General features: G+C 29.7%; 14 protein-coding genes. 1 reads left to right on the top strand and 13 read right to left on the bottom strand.

What is annotated here, in order from left to right; genetic code table 11:
* Positions 1-2: 2 nt before the first annotated feature.
* Both ACZJV1_RS04945 and ACZJV1_RS04940 read right to left on the bottom strand, forming a co-directional pair.
* Complete coding sequence (locus ACZJV1_RS04945; RefSeq protein WP_460286453.1) at positions 3-989, bottom strand: D-isomer specific 2-hydroxyacid dehydrogenase family protein; 987 nt, start codon at positions 987-989, stop codon at positions 3-5.
* 82 nt (positions 990-1071) lie between these two features.
* Positions 1072-2127, bottom strand: a complete 1056-nt coding sequence (locus ACZJV1_RS04940) for a PTS sugar transporter subunit IIC (RefSeq protein WP_460286452.1) — start codon at positions 2125-2127, stop codon at positions 1072-1074.
* 258 nt (positions 2128-2385) lie between these two features.
* Here ACZJV1_RS04940 and ACZJV1_RS04935 point away from each other — a divergent pair, with 258 nt between their 5' ends.
* The gene (locus ACZJV1_RS04935; RefSeq protein ID WP_463651625.1) at positions 2386-4392 is read left to right on the top strand and encodes a methyl-accepting chemotaxis protein; all 2007 of its coding nucleotides are present in this window, start codon (positions 2386-2388) and stop codon (positions 4390-4392) included.
* 94 nt (positions 4393-4486) lie between these two features.
* Here ACZJV1_RS04935 and ACZJV1_RS04930 read toward each other — a convergent pair whose 3' ends face one another.
* From ACZJV1_RS04930 to ACZJV1_RS04880, 11 genes are all read right to left on the bottom strand, one after another.
* On the bottom strand, positions 4487-5236 hold the full coding sequence (locus ACZJV1_RS04930) for an SIS domain-containing protein (RefSeq protein ID WP_460286513.1): 750 nt from the start codon (positions 5234-5236) through the stop codon (positions 4487-4489).
* 61 nt (positions 5237-5297) lie between these two features.
* Positions 5298-10472: an alkaline phosphatase family protein gene (locus ACZJV1_RS04925; protein WP_463651624.1), complete on the bottom strand. Its 5175-nt coding sequence runs from the start codon at positions 10470-10472 to the stop codon at positions 5298-5300.
* Positions 10473-10598: 126 nt separating this feature from the next.
* Positions 10599-12623: a DUF6259 domain-containing protein gene (locus tag ACZJV1_RS04920; RefSeq protein ID WP_463651623.1), complete on the bottom strand. Its 2025-nt coding sequence runs from the start codon at positions 12621-12623 to the stop codon at positions 10599-10601.
* Positions 12624-12635: 12 nt separating this feature from the next.
* Positions 12636-13376, bottom strand: a complete 741-nt coding sequence (locus ACZJV1_RS04915; RefSeq protein ID WP_463651622.1) for a sugar isomerase domain-containing protein — start codon at positions 13374-13376, stop codon at positions 12636-12638.
* Positions 13370-14335, bottom strand: a complete 966-nt coding sequence (locus tag ACZJV1_RS04910; protein WP_463651621.1) for an N-acetylglucosamine kinase — start codon at positions 14333-14335, stop codon at positions 13370-13372. Before ACZJV1_RS04910 ends, ACZJV1_RS04915 begins: the two co-directional genes overlap by 7 nt.
* Positions 14336-14406: 71 nt before the next feature.
* The gene (locus ACZJV1_RS04905; protein WP_460286446.1) at positions 14407-15687 is read right to left on the bottom strand and encodes an ABC transporter substrate-binding protein; all 1281 of its coding nucleotides are present in this window, start codon (positions 15685-15687) and stop codon (positions 14407-14409) included.
* A 74-nt stretch (positions 15688-15761) separates the two neighbouring features.
* The gene (locus ACZJV1_RS04900) at positions 15762-16613 is read right to left on the bottom strand and encodes a carbohydrate ABC transporter permease (protein ID WP_460286445.1); all 852 of its coding nucleotides are present in this window, start codon (positions 16611-16613) and stop codon (positions 15762-15764) included.
* A 1-nt stretch (position 16614) separates the two neighbouring features.
* Positions 16615-17550: a carbohydrate ABC transporter permease gene (locus ACZJV1_RS04895; protein WP_460286444.1), complete on the bottom strand. Its 936-nt coding sequence runs from the start codon at positions 17548-17550 to the stop codon at positions 16615-16617.
* A 61-nt stretch (positions 17551-17611) separates the two neighbouring features.
* Complete coding sequence (locus tag ACZJV1_RS04890; protein ID WP_460286443.1) at positions 17612-17911, bottom strand: DUF3307 domain-containing protein; 300 nt, start codon at positions 17909-17911, stop codon at positions 17612-17614.
* 95 nt (positions 17912-18006) lie between these two features.
* The gene (locus tag ACZJV1_RS04885) at positions 18007-19143 is read right to left on the bottom strand and encodes a glycerate kinase (RefSeq protein WP_463651620.1); all 1137 of its coding nucleotides are present in this window, start codon (positions 19141-19143) and stop codon (positions 18007-18009) included.
* 145 nt (positions 19144-19288) lie between these two features.
* Positions 19289-20440 (bottom strand): CdaR family transcriptional regulator, encoded by a 1152-nt coding sequence (locus ACZJV1_RS04880; protein ID WP_460286441.1) that lies wholly within the window; start codon positions 20438-20440, stop codon positions 19289-19291.
* Positions 20441-20555 lie beyond the last annotated feature (115 nt).

Genomic DNA, 20555 nt, shown 5'->3' with positions numbered 1-20555 from the left:
ACCTATGCTAACTTATTTTTGCAATCATTTGTTGTTTCAAAATCATATAAATTTTGTAATGAATATTCAACCATATTTGCTACTGCTTCGTCTGTATAGAATCCATAATGAGGTGTTACTATAGCATTAGGGAATGATTTTAAAGTTAATAATGTCTCATCTTTAATTACATTATTTTGATGATTATTATGGAAAATTCCATACTCATATTCATAAACATCTGTTGCTACACCGCCAATTTTTTCACTCTTTAATCCTTCAATTAAAGCCTTAGCATCCATTAATTGTCCTCTAGACGTATTTATTAAAATTACTCCATCTTTCATTTTAGCAATTGTTTCTTCGTTTACTAAATGATAATTATCATCTGTTAATGGACAGTGAAAAGATATTATATCTGCTTGTTCAAATACTTCATCTAATGTTTTATATTCTAAATATTTTGCAGCATTTTCACTTGGGTATAAATCATATCCAATCATCTTACAGCCAAATCCAGAAAATGCTTTAATAGCAGTTTGTCCGATTCTTCCTGTTCCTATAAATCCAATTGTCTTATTTCTTAATTCAAATCCAATTAATCCACCTAATGAAAAATCTTGAGCTTCTACTCTTCTAAATGCTTGTTTAAAGTTTCTTGCTAAACATAAAGTAAGTCCTACTGCAAATTCTCCTACTGCATTTGGTGAATAAGCTGGTACATTTGATACACCTATTCCAAATTCTTTAGCTGCTTCTAAATCAATATTATTATATCCTGCAGAACGAGTCGCTAAATATTTAACACCTAATTTAGAAATAATTTCTATTGCTTCTCTATTTGCATTACAATTTCCTAATATACTTACAGCATCGTACCCTTCTGCTAAATTAGCATTTGAAGGTCCAAAAGACTCCTTTAAAATTGTAACTTCATGATTATACTTGCTTGAAAATTTTTCGAAACTGCTCATTTCATCTGGTCTTACACAATAAGCTAACACTTTCATAATTAAAACTCCTTTTTATACACTTTATTATTTTTATTAAAAAGAAATATAGTAGGAGTTACCTCCTACATATAATTTCTTTTTATTCAAATGTTAATTTGTAATCTTCTTCTGAAACTATTTTTACAACCTTAGTAAACACATAGTTAAATAAAATTCCTAATGCTATTGGAACAACTACGAATATTAAAGTAACTATAATTATGTTTGATGTTGTATATCCACCCATTAAATTTAAAGCATTTATTGGGCCTATTAGTCCTGAAATACCAAATCCAGCACTCATTGGTGTTCCTTGAATATTAAACATTCCAGCTAATGCTCCTAAAACTGCAGCATTACAAAGGACTGGAACCATCATTATTGGCTTCTTAATTAAGTTAGCCATTTGCATCTTAGGAGAACCAAGGAAATGTGCTATTGAAGTACCAAATGAATTTACTTTCCATCCACCAATAGCTAAACCAAATCCTGCTGCTACTACTCCTAAATTAGCTGCACCTGATCCCACTCCTGCAAGAGCAATTGCTGTCGCAACAGCAACAGTAGAGAAAGGTGAAACAATTAAAAATGCAAAAGATACAGATATTAATATTCCCATTACTATTGGTTGTAAAGTAGTGAATTTATTAATAACATCACCAACGGCTAGTGTTATTCCTTTAACATATGGTAGCGTAACAATACCCATTGTTCCTGCTACAATTACAACTATTGCTGGAACTAATAATATAGTATACGCTTTCAACTTGTTACCTAAAAGAAGAACAAGTCCAACTGCTATAGCTGCTGTAATTGCAGCATTAATTACATCACCTGTACCTGCAAATACAAAGGTACCTTTTTCAGCAACTTTTGCTACACCCGATCCAATTACAGTAGCCATACCTATAGAAGCTGTTTGAATCGGAGTTAATTTAAATTGCATTGCAATACAAACTCCAATTACCATTGGTGTAAGTCTCATTGCAAGTACAGTTACATCAAAAATTGTTTGTGCTGGAGCAAAATGAGGGATTATTGCTTTTAATAACTCCCCTAATAGGGCATTTGGTATAAGTGCTACTACAATACCAATACTTAACCCTGTTAATAGCTTGTCCGAAAACTGCTTAGCTGTCATCTTATCATTGCTCATAATTTCCGTCTCCTTTATCTTATTTAATTTAATTTTAAAAATCCATTTATAATATACATTAAAATATTTATTTTGTCAATTTTAAGTCAAACTTTATTGCTTTTTCCTGGAATTCCATTTCACCCCTGTCTTAATATATCTAAATTTAAGATAATTTGTATATTTATAGTACCTATTTTTATAGTTTATAGAATTAAATTCTAAAGTTTCCAGTACACTCCCTCGATAATTTATATAGCACAAAAATAGGAGGTACATATGAAAAATTTAAACAAATCAATTAAAACAAAGATAATAGCACTTTGTTCATCTTTACTACTAGTATCATTTTTAGCTCTTACAGCTGTTACAACTTTTATAGTAAATAAACAAGTAAAAAATGAATCACTAAAAATGATGAATGAATTAGCTCAAAGAAGTGCAGGTGACTTAAAAGAATATGTAAATAAATATATTATGTTATCTGAAACATTAGCTTCAACAGTAACTATGTCTTCATATTCAGATATTGAAAAAAATTTAAAATCACTTGACAAGTATCTATCTCAATATAATTTAGATAGAATACTAATTGCAGATAAGTCTGGTAATGCTTTAAATAGTGATAATAAAACTTTAAATATTGCAGATAGAGATTATTTTAAATCAGCTATGGCAGGTGACTCAACAGTTAGTAGTCCATTAACTGATAAGACTACAGGAAAAACTATGATGATATATGCAGCTCCAATTAAAAATAATGGAGAAATAGTGGGAGTACTATCCTTTGGTAGAGATGCTAAAGAAGTATCTGACAAAGTAGCCGAAATAACCTTTAGAAATACAGGAAAAACATGTTTAATAGATAGTAACGGTATAACTATAGGACATTATGACTATGAAAGGGTTCAAAAAGGCGAAAATATTATTGAATTAGCTAAAACTAATCCTGAACTAGCTGAATTAGCTAAAAGTATTGAAAAAATGAAATCAGGTGAAACAGGATTTGATGAATACGGATTTAATGGGACCAAGAGAGTAATTTCTTATGTTAATATTCCAGAATTTAATTGGTCAATAGGACTTATGGTTGATAGTAGTGACTTATTTGCAGTAGTTAATACTATTTTAAAAATAGTAGTTTCTATTGGAATAGTAACATTAATTATTTCAATAGTTATAGCTTATAGATTCTCTAATTCTATTAGTAAGAGATTAACTTTAGTTTCTAATATAGTTTCTAACTTTGCAAAAGGAGACTTTTCTCAAGTTCTTCCTAAAAAAGAATTAGGTGAAAAAGATGAAGTAGGCATAATACTTTCTTCTATAGAAAAATCTCAAACTTCTTTAAAGGATATGATTTTCTCTATTAAGAATTCTTCAAATACTTTAGAAAACGAAGCTTTATCTTTAACTAATATGTCTGAAGATTACTTAACTTCTTGTAAAAACATAATTGCAGCAACAAAAGAAAGTTCTGAAGGTACATATACTCAAGCTAATCAGCTTTCAAATATAGCAGTTGCTATAGATACATTTGATGTTAATTTAAATTCTATAATTTCATCAATTACTAATATTGCTACTATGGTAAATAATATTAATCATAAATCAACAGCATCTAATAAAGACATAGCTGAACTAGTAGTAACAATAAAAACTTTAGAAAATAACTTTAAATCTTTTAGTAACAGTGTATTAAGCATGAAAAATAACATTACTGATATTACGACTATAACTGATGTTATAAATTCATTATCAGAACAAACTAATCTTCTTGCTTTAAATGCAGCTATTGAGGCTTCAAGAGCTGGAGAAGCTGGCAAGGGTTTTGCTGTAGTAGCAGATGAAATAAGAAAACTAGCAGAAGAAAGTAAGTCCTCTTCTAGCAAAATTACTTCTATAGTGCAAAACGTTCTTACTGAAACTTCAGTTATTGTTAAAGAAAATAATAACATAAGCTCATTGCTTCAAACTCAAATAAGTGAAACAACAAAAGCTATGAATAGCTTTGATGAAATTATATCTTTAGTTCATGATGTTACTAAAGAAATAAATGTTTTAAATAAGAGTTCGGATGATATATCCTCAGGAAAGCAAAATATAATAGATAGCATAAATAATTCTTCTGCTATATCTGAAGAATTAAGTGCAGCTACTGAAGAAATACATGCTTCATCAACTGAATTATCTACTTCAAGTGAAAGAGTTTCTGATTCAGCTGAAAACTTACATGGATTAACACAATCTATATTAGATAAACTTAGTCAATTTAAAATAGATTAGATAAAAAATAGATGCTTGTAAAATGAATTTTTATTACTTATTTTACAAGCATCTTTATTTTTTATATTAAAACCTATTTATAGTATAACTAATATTAATATTTGTAATGTATTGCATCTTTATACTCATTAAATATTTTTTGATTTAATTCATCTCCCCCATCAAGATTTGCACTATAGAAAATAGGCGGCTTATCTATTCCTTTATTTATTAACTCCTGTGCAACTTCCGCAACTATTGAATTCATTATGGCTGCAGCTATTACAGTTGAAGTTGGTCCTACCTTTTGATCAATACCATCTATTTCTACACAAGCATCTCCAATATCCCCATGATTGTCTAATACTATATCAGATATTTCATAAAGATTTTTTCCTGAAGGATGTCTTGATGTAACAGATTTAGAGTATTTTAAATTTGTAATGCATATTACTTTAGCATTTCTTTTTTGGGTTTCAATAGCTACTTCAATTGATACAGGATTCCTTCCTGAAACTGAATGCACTATAACTATATCACCTTCCTTTACTGGTGTTTTATTCATAACTGCACTACCATAACCTACTAATCTTTCTACTTCACTAGTTAGAGTAATTGGCGATGTATCTAACATAAGAGCCTTTGCAAATATAGGATTAATAACTACAAGTCCTCCTGCCCTATAATAAAGTTCTTCACTTATAATTCCTGCATGAGAAGCTCCAAAAACAAAGATAGATTTTTTATTTAAAATAGCATTTACCATTAACTTTACTGTAGCTTCCATATCTTCTTTTTCCTTTGATTCAACAGTATTAATTAATCTCTTTATTATATCAAAATATTTAAACTCCAAACTTTTCACTCCATTCAAAAATCAAATTTACTTAAGAAGGCTTAGAGAAAAATCTCCAAGCCTTCTCTTTTTATTCAGCTACTTTTTTATTTTTCATTATCAAATAACCTCCTACTGATATAGCTATAAGTGCAAGTATGACCATACTAAAATACCCTATAGCGTCACCTGTATTTGGAATAATATTATTATCATTTATATTTCCACCATTGTCTGTGTTTCCATTATTATTTGTACCTCCACCATTATCAGTATTTCCTCCGTTATTACTGCCATTTCCTCCACCTGTTTCTCCGTTATCTCCACCTGGCTTTTCATTTTCTTCTGATTCGAGCTGTTTAATTTTTTCTACAGCAGCTTGTAACTTATCTATATTAGTTACTAAAGCCTTATCTTTTTCTGAAAGAGCATTGAATCTATCTATTAAAGACATAACTAATGATTTATGCTTTAATGTAATATTATCAGGTAAATTATTAATATCTTCAATTAAAGTTTTTACCTCTTCTGTTATTGCCTCTGTGTAACCTGAATATGCTCTATCCCCGACAGCTTTAATTGCAAATCTATAGTCCTCTGAGTAATCATAATCTAAATTAATCTCATAAGAATTGGTATCTTCTTTAGCTTCTACTCTAGTTGACCAATTGCTATTAAGCTTATTATCTAATTCATAAATTACGTATTCCTTTGCATTATCTACTCGTTCCCATGTAAGTTTTATCTTACCATCATCAGTTTTACTTATCATAAAGTTTTGAACTTTATTAGGTGCAACATCTGTTCTTTCTATTGTATAACTATCATACAAACTATTTGCATTTAATAGATATGATTCAATTTTCAGCTCTGAATTATTAACTTTTATCCCTGTATATACTTGATCCTTTGGTTGCTCAGTCTTCTCAAACAAATCAAGATTAGCATCTGGATGCTGATCATAATACTTAAATCCTGATGTATTACTTATTAAATACATAGTTCCTTTTGGATCTTTTACTTTTCCGTCAGTAACTTCGTCACCAGTTTTTTCCCCATTATAAAGTTGACTTGTTCTTGCATATATATGGTCATGGCCTTGAAGAACTAAATCTATACCTAGTTCGTCTATAACTGGCCCTAACATTGGTTTAACAACTTCTACTATATCCTTATCTTTAATATGTGATGACGTACTATATAAAGGTTTATGAAGAACAACAATTTTCCACTTTTTATCTGTTGCTATCATATCTCTTTTTAACCATTCAACTTGTGGCTTAAACATTTCCTGACTTTCTGCCATTTCTGTATTAAGCATTGCAAAATGAACATAATTATAATCAAAGGAATAAACTGAATTTAAAGGAGTAGCCATAACATCATTAGTTATTGGTAAATTAAAATGATTATTAAATCCTGTGTTATTTCTTCCTTCATGGTTTCCTACAACTGGAGCCATAGGCAAGTTTAATAAATCACCTTTAGCCTTTTCAAATAAATGTATCCATTCTTGCTCATTGTTAGGTACATTTAAACCTGCATCAACCATATCTCCACCCATTATAAAGAGTTTAGAATCATTAAACCTACTAAAGGCAGCATTAAGTGTCTTTGCCCAAACATCATAGTCACCTTCATTTTTACCTTGAGCATCTGTTAAATATAAAAATGAAAACTCTCCTTCACTAGCTGTTTCAAAACTTCCTATTTCACTCCAAGTAGTTCCATCTCCAACTCTATAAAAATATTTTGTTCCTGCTTCTAATTCACTAGCAACTACTTTATGACTTTCATAAACTGCATTATCACCATTTAATTTTGTACCTACTGTTTCACATACTCCATTAAATACTGTAGCTTTAGAAAAATCTATATCTTGTCCACTATCCTTAACTACTTCTAACTTTGTCCCCTTAACATCTTTATCTGTATACCAAGCAAATCCCATTGAAGTTTCTGTATTTCCATTTGGAGTCATTACTAAAGTAAAAGGCTTTCCTGTTTTGCTTTCTTCTTCCTTTGGAGCTTCATTACTATAAAATTCTATTTTATCTAAATTTACTTTTGCTGAAGCATTAGCTGACTCATAAACAAACTTAACTGTATCTCCTTCATTCAAATTAATATTTATAATTTTTCCTTCATACTTATTATTTGAATTTATTTCTGGAAAATATATATTTCTAACTACCTTGTCATTAACATACATTACAAGTCTTCCATCATCTTTAGAAGAATAATTAACAACCATTTTATTAGCTTTAGGTACATTTATAAATTCTGTATAAGCACCCTCACTACTTAATCCACCAATAGCCATCTCTCCTGAAGCATTATTATCAAAATATTTATTTGCTGATCCATTTAAAGTAGCTTTTTCAGCTTCTATCATTTCTATATATTCTTCTTCAACTTCTGACTGCTCTAAGGCGTTGTATAAAATATTTCCTGTAGAATCAATTGGTAAATTTAAGCCTAATAATTTAGACATTGTAGGAACAAAATGAGAGTTGTAAATTTTATCAGTATAAACTTCTCCTTTTTTAACTCCATTTCCCCACATAAAAGAAGCAATATTTTGAGCTTCTTTTTCTAAGCTATCATGTTGTCCTCTTGCAGTTAAAGCTGAAACTTGTGGTCCATGGAAATGATATGGAGTTTTAGGTGATACTATTAAGTCCGCAAAACTTTTTCTTACACCTCTTTCTTCCATTTCATCTGGTAGCATTATTTCACCAATGTAATCTTGGTCCTTAAGAACCTCTAATATTTTTTTATTTTTTTCAGCTATTACAGATTCATCAAATTCACCTACATATGAAACTTGTGCTTGTAAACCTACTGTTACAATAGCTATATCTGTTCCTTCTGATGGTACTGATGTTTGACTTGGATGTAAAAATTCACATTTAAAACCATCACCTAAACTTTCTATTGCACTAGTTAAAGCTGGCAATTTACTCTTTGTACTATCATCTAAAGGAGAGTTTTGTGAACCAAAGTTTGCCATCCCATGATCTGCTGTTAAAACAAAAGTCATTTTGTCATAAACTCCAGAATCCTTGCAAGCTTGAATAAATTCACCTAACTTTTTGTCCATTAATTCTAATCTATTTACTACATTTTCTTTTCTTTCTTCTTCTGTTTTAGCAAGTTTTACCCCATAAGTTTCAGCTTCATTATGTCCTACACCATCTAAATCATCCATATATAAAGATATAAATCTTGGAAGTTTATCTAAAGTTATATCTGAAACCTTTAGGTTTTTAACTAGTTCTATAGCTGTATCAAAGCGTGCAACTGCATCTGTGTATCCTGTTGTGCCTGGATCTGCATTAATATATGGGTTTACCTCATCACCAATTACTGTACCTCTATCTTCAAAGGCAAATTGATTTATTGATAAAGCATTTAACCCTTGTCTTACTACGCTTTCAGCCATTGTTTCGCTTTCATTTCTTCTTGATGGAGCTTCTTGAATAACTGTATTTTGATCCTTATTAAAATATCTATAGCTATTTCCTGTATATTTTGATGTTGTTCCTGATGCTATTGCAGCTTGCATAGGATTTGTAATTGAAGGAATTCCTGTAGTGGCATTTGAAAAATAAACACCTTCATTATTTTTTATATTACTAAGTGTTGGAATTTTACCTTGTTCTTCTGCTAAGTCTACATAATAATTAGCAAATCCATCCCAATTTATATATACAACTGTATTTCCTTCTGGAATTTCAGGCTTAACTACATATTTAACCTTAGTAACTAAGTTTGAAGTTTTACCATCTTTATTAGTAGCTGAAATATGAATATCATTATTACCTTCACTTAATGTTATTTCTGCTGAAAATTTATTATCTAAAGTAGATACTTCAATACCACTTACTTTAACAATTGAGTCCATATCAACAGTTCCTGTTAAAGTAATTACATTTTTATAGACTGTTAAGTTGTTTTTAGGATAGGTTACTGTTACTTTTGGTGCTGCTGATACTTGTTCAAATATCCATGCTTTACCTTCATTATTATTAGGTGCATTAGCTCTAAGAATATTACAAATAGTTGCTGGAATATCTTTAATACTTAGTTGCCCCTTAACACCACTACCATTTTCAATATCATTTCCTGAAACTACACAAAATACTTCTTTATAATTTAAATTATCTGTCCTAAATACCCCTGAGGCTGCTGCTGAGAAACTTTTTCCTTCTATTGGATTAATTAAATAATCACAGTAGTCACTTGATAAACCTAACTCTTTATTAGAATATACTTTTTCAATATTTTCACCTATATCATTTGTTTTATCATTTAAATATTCTAATACCTTAGTTTTATCTTCTTCAGTAGCTTTATTAGTAAAATATAATTGAGCAAATGACATAATATATTGCTTAACAACTACAACTTTTGCATCATTAACAATTGGTCCGCCACCACTTTCCACTGCCTTTACCTCTGTTGCTGATGTTATTTTACTAGCTAAACTTGCTGTAGTAATTTTACTTCCAATAGTATAAACAGTTGATAATGAATTTAAAATTATTGTTGTATCATCATACTTTCCATTATCATTTAAAGCTTTTATAACTTTTCCTATATTTGCATCAATAAGTCTTATAGTATCATCTAATTTATTATTTATTGATGAGTCTGTTCCGCCCCATCCCACCATTTTTATGTCATTAGAGTAAGCTGTTATAAGTCTTGGTGTATTATCCTTATTAATAGCTTCCACTATATCTTTTGTTACTGTCTCTATTGATAAAAGCTTATCTCCTTTATCATATTCTTTAAGAACATAGTTTTCATTACCTTCTTTATAAACACCTCTACCATCAATAGATTTATCAGCAAGTTGCCATCCAGTAGCTAGTACATTTATTCCATTATTATCTTCTATAAACTTTTCAAATATAGTTTGAGCTTCCATTTTAAAAGCCACATTTGTATCATTTATACATGTATTGTTATTTCTATCATAATATCTATATAAAAATCTATTTGTATCTGTATCTGCCCCCGTTAAAGCTGCTGCTTGTGAACCTCCATAAGCAGGAATAACAGTTTCTACTTCTCTTAGTCTTGTCCCATTGTTAATTAATAAATCAATATTAGGTGTCTCTACTCCTCTTTCCTTTATTTCTTCATACATTTTATCTGATAAGCCATCAATTACAATATTAATGACTCTTTTGTTATTTGTTCCTTCAGCAAATGTTGGTTTAAAATGTACCATTGATAATAATAAAAGTGTTGACACTATTAACGAAATACCCCGTTTTACCTTATTAAATCCCCTCATAATTTCCTCCTAAACATAATTAAAATTTAATTTTATATTTAGAATGCTAACCACTAGTTGAAGTTTAATTTCCCCTATAAATTATTAACTATTTATTATAAAACAATATAATCTACTTTCTTCCATAGATAACTCAAATTCCTTTTTATTAACCTCTATATCTTTTTTATTCCAGCTAATATCGTAAGACTCTATTGTCTTAATTTCTTTTTCTAAGGCTAATTTTAATTTTGCTTCTTTTAACTTACTACAATTTCCTGCAATAACTACATGTTTACTATCAGATATTTCATAAACTGCTGCATCGCACTCTTCCGTAATACCTTCTATATACTTGTTGTCCAAAAATACTGCTTCTTTTACAAATTCATGTATATTCTTTCTAAAATTTAATGCTTCTTTTGCATAAACATGGTATTCCCCAGCTTTTTCAGTAAGTCTTGTTGTTATTCCTAACCATAATATATTTCCAAGAATTATAGCCCTTTGCATATCTCTAAAAAACCATTTATATTTTTTATTTTCATCCTCTTCCCAACCTCTAGGATTTACCATATTAACTTGTACAAACTCAGGGAAAGTATATTTAAAAACATTATAATGCTCATCATAATCTGCACCATTCCAAGTTAAATTTCCCCAAGTATAACTTCCATAAATGTCACCACAGTTTTCTGTCATTATATAAGAATCCTTGTTGTGTTTTCTAATTCTCCTTAAAAGTTCCCTTAAAACATATACATAACCATTATTAAAGTCACCAATATCTTCATGGCTATGTTCCTTATTGTAACAAGGCATTGGCTCTGCTGAAGCAAGTTGATCTAAATAAATGCCATCTGAGCCATAAGCTTTAACTGTAAACTCTGCTGTATCTAATAAAAACTCTCTCCACAATTTATCTGATGGACAATTTACGGTAAATTTCTCTGGTCCATAAGTTTCGAAAATACTTTCACCATTATGAGTTTTAATTGCCATCTTTTCACCTAAAGTTTTATGATAATCAGATTTGACATCAAATATTCTTGCATTAATATATAAGGTTGACATACCTCCATTTTCTCTTATATATTCAAGTCCTCTTCTAAATTCCATAGCTGAGCCAAGCTCCATATCTGGATAATACTCTGGATAAAAAGAATCAAAGCCTGTCCTATTCCAACTAGCAATAAACATATGATTTACTCCAAGTTCTTTTCCTTTTTCATAAAGATATGGAATTTTATCAAAGGTATTTTCTATGGCTCCTGACCTTTTAAAGTTATAACATTGATTTAATGCATATTGTTCTTTTAAGTACTCTGGGTTATGATTAAAATCTAAATATTTTTCTATATACTTTCTATATATTTTTGAACCATAATGCCAATCTTTATTTGTAATTGCTACTACATATTCTCCTGTATTGTACTTTTCACCATATTTAATTTTTTTATGCTTTCTAAATGAAAATCCCATCCAAGGATTTTTATCATCTCCACTTGTTTCAGCTAATATCCCCGTAACTGGGAATCTTTCATCATGACTACCAATATATAATCCATTTTCTTTATCGTAATAATACATCCAACTCATAGATGCCAGTCCACAGTAATTTATTTCTCTTCTGTAATAATCCTTATATTTAACACTGCTTGCACGCCAAAAATCTTTCTTATTTTTTCCATATTCCTTTACTGGATTTATTGTTTTTTCACCTGCATGATGAGGATAAATAATAACATCATCAGCAAAAGTTTCTCCAAGATATATTCCTGATATATTTGGCATTAATACTTCAACTATCTCTAAAGATTCTTCTAAGTTTTCTATTTCCGAACTTATTATTAACTTATCTTCTCTTGCAAATAAATTTATTTTTGCTTTCACTTTGAAGCTAGAAAAGCTTTCAATGATAATTGTTTGGTTTTCTTCATTTTCGATAACTTTTGCTTTTTCAGGAATTAACTCAATTTTTTCATTATCCTTGATTGCATATAATAAAATTATTGGAGACTTGGGATTATTTTTTATATACTCATCATTAGTAACTAAATTTTTTATACTAATAAAATTATTAACATCAAAAGAATATTCTGCAGTAAAAGTCTTACCTTGTAATTTCATAACACACCTCTTTTAGTATCCATTATTTGTATAGTTATCTATTGCATCACTATTAATTTTTGTCGCATTTGGCATATGATTTGATATATAAACACTTGGTTTTAATCCCATCTCTAGTAGTTTTTCAACTACAGTACTTTGAATGGCCCACATTACATAACTTGCACTTATTCCACTTGCAGGGCATATATTTTGTCCTAGTTCTTCAACCTCTACAAGCGTATCGCCATAATTACTACGATTATCAATAGAATAAGTACATGCTTCAAACAATCTCTTTCCACTTGGATGTTCTGATTTTAATTTATTTGAATAATCTACTGTTGTAATAGCAATAGTTAAACAATCAATTTCATTCCCTTTTAAAGCTAAATCTACTGGGAAGTATTTATACCCTGAAACTGATCCAATCATAATTATATCTCCAGGTAAAATATTAGCCCTTCCAATAACAAAATCAGCAAATCCAGGTATAGTATCATATCCTATAGCTCCATTTGAAGCTGAAGGTCTATATCTAACTGGATTATCTACTTCACATGTAATTCTTATTGGCTTTAATGCCATCATTCCACCAGTACGCCCCACACCTTCAAACATTAACATATGTCCTGTATCCATAATGTGCCAAGCTTGTCCTTTAGCTAACCTTTTTGCTATCTCCTCTGAAACTTCAATAATTTTTTTTCTTTGAGATATTTCAATATCAACTAAAACTTTTTTCATATTTTCAAAATATTTATCCATTAACATTTTATATAGCCTCCTTTATATTTCTTCAAATTATTCTTTATTACATTACTTTCTATATTAATGTTTAGTTCATTTTTTAATACACATAGCATTGCACCAATTAATGGGTCATACATTGGCTGAGAATATGTCAAATTACTACACTGATATTCTAATTCTTCCTTGAAAATATCTATAAATCCTTTGCCTATTTTAGATACCCCTCCAATTAATGAAACCTTCAATTGATCCTTTCCTAATCTCTCATTGACATAAGCTACAAGCCTTACTAATTCCTTCGCAGCCTCTCTTAAAATCTCTAATGCATACTTATCATTATTTGATGCAGCCTTAGCTACAACTTTACAAAGACTTGCTACTTTCTCTCTTGTAAAATCCTGCTTATATATCTCATCTCGCATTTCAATCTCATTATTAACACCTAGCTCACTAAAGCATAAGTCCCTAAGATATCCTAATTTAATATCCCTATCATAAAAATCTACTATTTTTTCAAGTAGAAGTATTCCTATATGATAGCCACTACCTCTATCACCAATTAATGGTCCCCATCCACCAGTTGAAATTTTTTCATCGTTACTTGAAATTCCTACAGCAAATGAGCCTGTGCCAGATAGTGCTACTATTCCCTTACTAGTTCCTAGTGCACCATAAAAGGCATTGTCTATATCTCCAAAGCAAGTTATGTTATTTACTTTTAGTCTTGATTTGAGTTCTTCTTTACATTCATCAAAACCAGGTATAAATAATGTTATTGATTCTATTTCTTTTATTGATAAATTAGCTTTTAAGATACATTCTGATATACCTTCTAAAACATTATTAATTGCCGTAATTTTGCTAATAAAATTAGCATTGGCACCAGATTTTTGACAATATCCTAAGACTTCAGCCTCTTCATTAAAAACTAAAAAATCAGTTTTTGTTCCACCACCATCACAAACTAAAAATTTTTTCATATTATTACTCCTAGAATATTTTAATTTATAATAAATTTGGGAAGGTACACACCATCCCAAATTTATCTTTTCTATTTATTTAAAATTGCTTTTCCTTGCTCATCTACACGTTTAGCAAAATCCTCTGGACTTATAGATCCCCCCCATAATGCTTCGCACTCCTTTTGGAACATATTTTGGAACTCTGAACCATTTATATTAACTGGGAATGGTACTGCATCCTTTAATGAGTCAACAAAATATTTATTGTACGGTTTTTCACCAACAAATGCAGTTGTATCAACAAGGTTAGATGCTGGTAATCCAAACTTCATATCTAAAGCTATTTGTTGTCCTTCTTTACCTGATAAGAATTCAACTACACGCCATGATAAATCTGGATTAGCTGCTTTCTTTGGAATAGTCCATGTATTTACAAAGGATGTTGATCTACTAACACCATTTACATATGGAATTGGTAAAACTGTATAGTCAGTTTTATTTGTATCAAAGATTGATGCTGCTGATAATGATCCCATTTGCATAGCTACTTTATTAGCCATAAATGCTGAATATTCATTATCTCCAAATTGTCCAGCTTGTGCATTAGTTGGACAAACTTTGTAAGTATTATTTAAGTCATACATAAATTGAACTGCCTTCTTTGTATTTTCATCAGTTGTAAATACACTTGATTTTCCGTCTTCTGAGTATAATCCTCCTCCAAATGCGGCAATATGAGCAAAGGTTTGATCAGTAAAGTTCTTCCAATAATATCCCCATTGAGCATCAGCTCCGCTACCTTTAGTTAATTTTTTAGCAACTTCAGTGAATTCTTCCATTGTCCATTTATCACTTGGAATCTCAATGCCTGCATCAGCAAACATCTTTTTATTAATATACATTACTCTAGGAGTAACATCACGTCCTGCTGCATACATCTTACCATCAACTGTAAGAGCTTTTTTTACAACTGGATATAGTGCTTCTTTGTATTCTTTACTTGCTAAATCATCAATTGCCATAATAGTATCTGATTTCGCATAACGTGGAACTTGATCCATTGCAAGCATCATTACATCTGGAATTTCTCCGCCAGCAAGCTTTGTAACCATAGTATTGGCATAATCACTTGGAACTGTTACAAATTCTAATTTAATATCTGGATTTTCAGTTTCAAATTGATCCTTCATTTTTTGTAAATGAGCAAATTTAGTAATATCCCACCATGTATAAACCTTTAATGTAGTTGGCTTACCATTATCTTTTTTCTTATCACCTTCAGCTTTTTTTCCCCCGCCACAGCTTACTAGTCCAATTGTCATTATCATAGCTAATAACATAATTAATAGTTTTTTGATATTATTTTTCATAGCAAATCCCCCTATTTTTATAGTTTATTATTAAAAACAATTATCAATTGCTTTTATAATCTAAAATAATTTCTCTATTTCCCACCAAAACCCGAGTTCATAGTAGAGGCCATAAAGTATTTTTGAAGAGTTAGGAATACTATTACAATAGGTATAATACTTAATGTTGCTCCTGATAGTAATACAGCCCAATTGGGTTCACATTCTTTTAAATATTTTAATCCTACTGTAATTGGAAGCTTGTCATAATCACTAATTACAAGCATTGGCCATAAAAATGAATTCCATACACTTCTAAATGATAATATTATAGTTGTTGCTATTGCAGGCTTTGCATTAGGTAATACAATTCTGAAGAAAACTCCTATTTTTGAACAACCATCTATTATTGCTGCATTTTCTAAATCCTTTGGAATACTTAAAAAGTATTGTCTAAAGAAGAAAATATTAAATGCATTAGAAGCTGTAAACATACTGGATAAAAATAATGCTGTAAATGTATTAAATAAATTCATATCAGTTATTATTTTATAGTTTGGTATAAGAGTAACATGACTTGGAATCATCATAGTTGCAATAAAGGCAAAGAATAATATGTTTTTCCCTTTAAATTCAATTCTTGTAATTGCATAAGCTGCTAATGATGCTACTGCTATCATTGCTATTGGTATAGTTATTGATAAAAATAGTGAGTTAAACATCATCTTACCAAAAGGTAATACTTCCATTAATCTATCATAATTTTGCATAGTAAATGTGTCAGGAATAAGATTAAGCGGATTCCCTGAATATAGCTCTTGAACTGGCTTAAAAGATGACATAAAAGCCCATAAAAATGGATATATCATAACTAAACTAAGGATTATCATAAATATATGGTAAAAGACGTTACCTATTGATTTTTTCTTTTTCATTCCCAAATTCATTTTATTCCCCTCCTTGCTCATTACGATATTTATATTGAATCATTGTAATTACCATAATTACTGCAAAGAATATCCAAGCTATTGCTGATGCATATCCCATATTATAATTTCCAAAACCTTGTTCATAAATGTAGTACATAATTGTACTAGTTGATCCAAGTGGACCTCCCCCAGTCATTATGAAAATTGATTCAAACATATTAAATGCTTCAATTACTAATAATATAATTACTACAAAGGTTGTATTTGATAGCATTGGTACTGTAATTTTAAAGAATTTTTGTATCCCATTTGCTCCATCAACATCAGATGATTCATAAAGACTTTCCGGTATAGTTTGAAGTCCTGCAAGGAACATAAGCATATAATATCCACTCATTTGCCACACACGCATTATTATTAGAGCCATCTTGCTTGATTCTGTGCTATTTAACCACATTGGTGGATTAGAAAAACCTATTGAAATTAAGAAATTATTTATAATCCCCATATCAGGATTAAATATCCAAAGCCATACCATACTCACTGCTATAGTAGATGTTATACTTGGTAGAAAAAGAGCGACTCTATATGCATTACTTAGCTTCCCTGCTTTTTTATTTATTAGCAATGCTAGTAATAATGAAATAATAAGTACTATTGGTACAAGGAAAACTACAAAGTATAATGTGTTTCCAAAGTATTTATAAAAGTAATCATCCTTTGTAAATGCCCTAATATAGTTTTCAAGTCCTACAAATTTTGGTTTTGTCATTAGATTATAATCTGTTAGTGAAAGATAAAATGAGTATATTATTGACCCAAATGTGAATATTGAAAACCCAATTAATGCTGGTGATACAAATAACCACCCTGTTAAAGCATCCTTTTTCTTTAAAGTAAGTATTCTTTTCTTTTTATTTTTTATTTCCATATTAGGAGTAATTTCAGTTTTCATTTATTTCCCCCTTCTATTAATCAAGGCTTACTTCTTTTGATAAAATTATCTAAATTTTAAGCTATAAAGCAAAGATACATATTAATATAATGTAGTGAATCACTTGATCCACTAATAATGCATATTTATCTCCTATGTATTTAGGGGATATTCCTCTTGCCTTTACATAATCTATTGGAAAATGTGTAGCTGCTATTATTGCAAGCTCAACGGCTGTAAATGAATATCCCATAATGTAAGCTATAACCATAATTCCACAGGAGTATAAAATTGAGTGAACAAATAGTACATAATTGTCTTTTCCTTTACATTCAGACAAATGTTGAGTTTGAAAAAGATAATCTCCTGTCAAGTGAGACATTAGTATAAATAATATAAATTTAATAATAGTCCCCCCTTTAAATTGATTTTTATTCTTAGGTTCTTACTAAAGTTTAATTAAGTTTTACATTACTACTATTTTGAGTAGCTTGTACAAATCACCCTCATTATACGTTCTGATATATCTACTATAAGTTCCCTCGAATCTTCAACACTTTCTTCTACAGTCATGGGTTTATTGTTAATACTAAATATACTTGTAAATCCATAATCATATAATTCCCTATATCCTGATCCCATAGCTCCACATATTGCAATTACTGGTATATTTTCTTTACTTGCTTCTCTTGCAACTCCTGAAGGTGTTTTACCAAACTTTGTTTGAAAATCTATCTTTCCCTCTCCTGTAATAACTAAATCTATATCTTTTAAAATTTCAACAAACTTAGCTTCTTTTAAGATTATGTCTACACCACTTTCAAGCTTTGCTCCTAAAGCTATAAAAGCTGCTCCTGTTCCTCCAGCTGCTCCAGATCCTGCTACATCTAAAACATCGACTTCGAAGTTATCTTTTAATATTTTTGAGTAATGCTTTAATGCATTATCTAAACTCATTATGTCATTTTCATTTGCTCCCTTTTGTGGACCAAAAACTACTGATGCTCCATTAGGACCACAAAGTGGATTATCAACATCGCATGCAACTTTAATGTTGCAGCTTAATATTGCTTTATTAAGATTTTTACTATCTAAGTGATGAAGCTCCATTAACGCTTTTCCACCTTCGGGAATATCTCTTCCATCTTCATTTAAAAATCTTAATCCTAATGCTCTAAGCATACCTGCTCCTCCATCATTAGTTGCAGTTCCTCCAATTCCTATTATTAAGTTTGTGCATCCTTTTGCAATTGCATCATTTATTATTTGCCCTGTCCCATAAGTAGATGTAATTAATGGGTTTAGTTCTTCTTTGCTAAGTAAATTTAATCCTGAAGCCGCTGCCATTTCAATTACTGCAGTTTTCTCGTCTCCTAGTATTCCATAAAATGAATCTACTTCTCTTAATAATGGATCACAAACCTTTATATTAACTATCTTTCCTCCTGTTATATTAACTAGAGTTTCAACTGTTCCTTCTCCTCCATCTGCCATAGGAACTTTAATAGTTTCTATATCTTTGCTATATCTTTTTATCCCTTTTTCAATACAGTCTGCCACTTCTATTGAAGATAAACTTCCTTTATAAGAATCTGGAGCAATTAGTACCTTCATATGCTCACCACCTCATCTCTATCTTTAAAAACTCTATATCCCTATAGTAAACATTTACAAACTTCTGAACAATGTGCATAGTAACCAAAATAAACTAAATTTTCTGATAATTTATTTGTGCATTATGCATAAAACAATTTATACATTATCTATTTTTTAGTTCTCTCTTAATATCTTCATAAATTAATATAGCTAAATATATTTTTGTGCATTCATATGGCTTTGTTAAATCTACATCATATAGTGATTTAAACTTATTTAGTCTATAGGTGATTGTATTTCTATGAACATACATAATTTTTGCCGTTTCACTTACCATCATATTATTTGAAAAGTAAACCTTTATTGTTTTAATCATCTCATCTGTTATTTTATCTGCACCTTGGAATAATGTTGGAAAATATGTTTTAATATACCTAGTTTTAAATTCTTTAGAAATTCCTTTCATTAAAAGTTTTAAGTCATAATCTTTTACATTTATAAATTTCTTCTTTGTATCATAAGTTTGAATAGAGTTTACTAATGATATTTGCGAATATGCTCTTTTGTAATCTAAAATATCATTACAGTCTTCTCCTATAATAAAAATATAATTGTTAATTTTCTTACTGCTTAGTTTATCTTTAAGCTTTTCTATATACCCTTCTACATCACTACAATTTCTAAATAAAAGCACTAACTTTTTATTTGATAAATTTAATATTTCGACATCTACATTATAAAGAAGTTTTTTAAACTGTCCTTCAATGTCTTCATATATTTTTTTCATTATGTCATCTTTTTCTTCCTTTATCTTAAACACTACCATCTTCCTTGAATCAGATATGTTTAAATCAAGTAATTTTGCTCTTGAGTAGTATGCATCTAAATCTTGTATCTCTATACCTTGAATTAAATCTTTAAAATAGTTTTCAACATTATTCTTTTTTACTTTTTTTGAAAGTTCAGTATCTGATTCATTTACAATTAACTCAACTATTTCCTTAATAAGTGGGCCATAAGGCAATACTTCCTCTACGGTTCCTGTAATTCCTACTACCCCTACAACCTTATTATCATATGTAATAGGCATATTAATTCCCTCTTTACAGCCTCTATACATATGCCTATTAGATGAATTAATTACTACATTTCTATTGCTACTTCCACATAATCTTGCTCCTTCATGAAATGTATTAATACGCTTCTCATTGCTTGATGCAATAATAACACCATCTAAGCCCATAATATTAATATCTTTGTCCATAATTAAAGTCAATCTTTTAATTAGTTTTACACAGAAATTATAATCAAGCATACCTTTCCCTCCCCAAAACGCTCTAATAGCACCTTATAATATTATTATCACACTACCTCATTATTAACATTTACATAATTTATCTATAAAATTTTATAATAAAAAGAGGAATTTA

It is taken from the genome of Clostridium sp. LS3 (assembly GCF_055330225.1).
The sequence above is the reverse complement of the archived record's forward strand: the minus strand, read 5'-3'. Positions and strand labels throughout refer to the sequence as shown.

What these genes read in the sequence shown, in the direction of transcription:
- ACZJV1_RS04890 (WP_460286443.1), bottom strand. Translation starts at nt 17,911, where the DNA reads ATGTCTCACTTGACAGGAGATTATCTTTTTCAAACTCAACATTTGTCT.
- ACZJV1_RS04885 (WP_463651620.1), bottom strand. Translation starts at nt 19,143, where the DNA reads ATGAAGGTACTAATTGCTCCAGATTCTTATAAAGGAAGTTTATCTTCA.
- ACZJV1_RS04935 (WP_463651625.1), top strand. Translation starts at nt 2,386, where the DNA reads ATGAAAAATTTAAACAAATCAATTAAAACAAAGATAATAGCACTTTGT.
- ACZJV1_RS04915 (WP_463651622.1), bottom strand. Translation starts at nt 13,376, where the DNA reads ATGTTAATGGATAAATATTTTGAAAATATGAAAAAAGTTTTAGTTGAT.
- ACZJV1_RS04940 (WP_460286452.1), bottom strand. Translation starts at nt 2,127, where the DNA reads ATGAGCAATGATAAGATGACAGCTAAGCAGTTTTCGGACAAGCTATTA.
- ACZJV1_RS04905 (WP_460286446.1), bottom strand. Translation starts at nt 15,687, where the DNA reads ATGAAAAATAATATCAAAAAACTATTAATTATGTTATTAGCTATGATA.
- ACZJV1_RS04880 (WP_460286441.1), bottom strand. Translation starts at nt 20,440, where the DNA reads ATGCTTGATTATAATTTCTGTGTAAAACTAATTAAAAGATTGACTTTA.
- ACZJV1_RS04895 (WP_460286444.1), bottom strand. Translation starts at nt 17,550, where the DNA reads ATGAAAACTGAAATTACTCCTAATATGGAAATAAAAAATAAAAAGAAA.
- ACZJV1_RS04900 (WP_460286445.1), bottom strand. Translation starts at nt 16,613, where the DNA reads ATGAATTTGGGAATGAAAAAGAAAAAATCAATAGGTAACGTCTTTTAC.
- ACZJV1_RS04945 (WP_460286453.1), bottom strand. Translation starts at nt 989, where the DNA reads ATGAAAGTGTTAGCTTATTGTGTAAGACCAGATGAAATGAGCAGTTTC.
- ACZJV1_RS04920 (WP_463651623.1), bottom strand. Translation starts at nt 12,623, where the DNA reads ATGAAATTACAAGGTAAGACTTTTACTGCAGAATATTCTTTTGATGTT.
- ACZJV1_RS04910 (WP_463651621.1), bottom strand. Translation starts at nt 14,335, where the DNA reads ATGAAAAAATTTTTAGTTTGTGATGGTGGTGGAACAAAAACTGATTTT.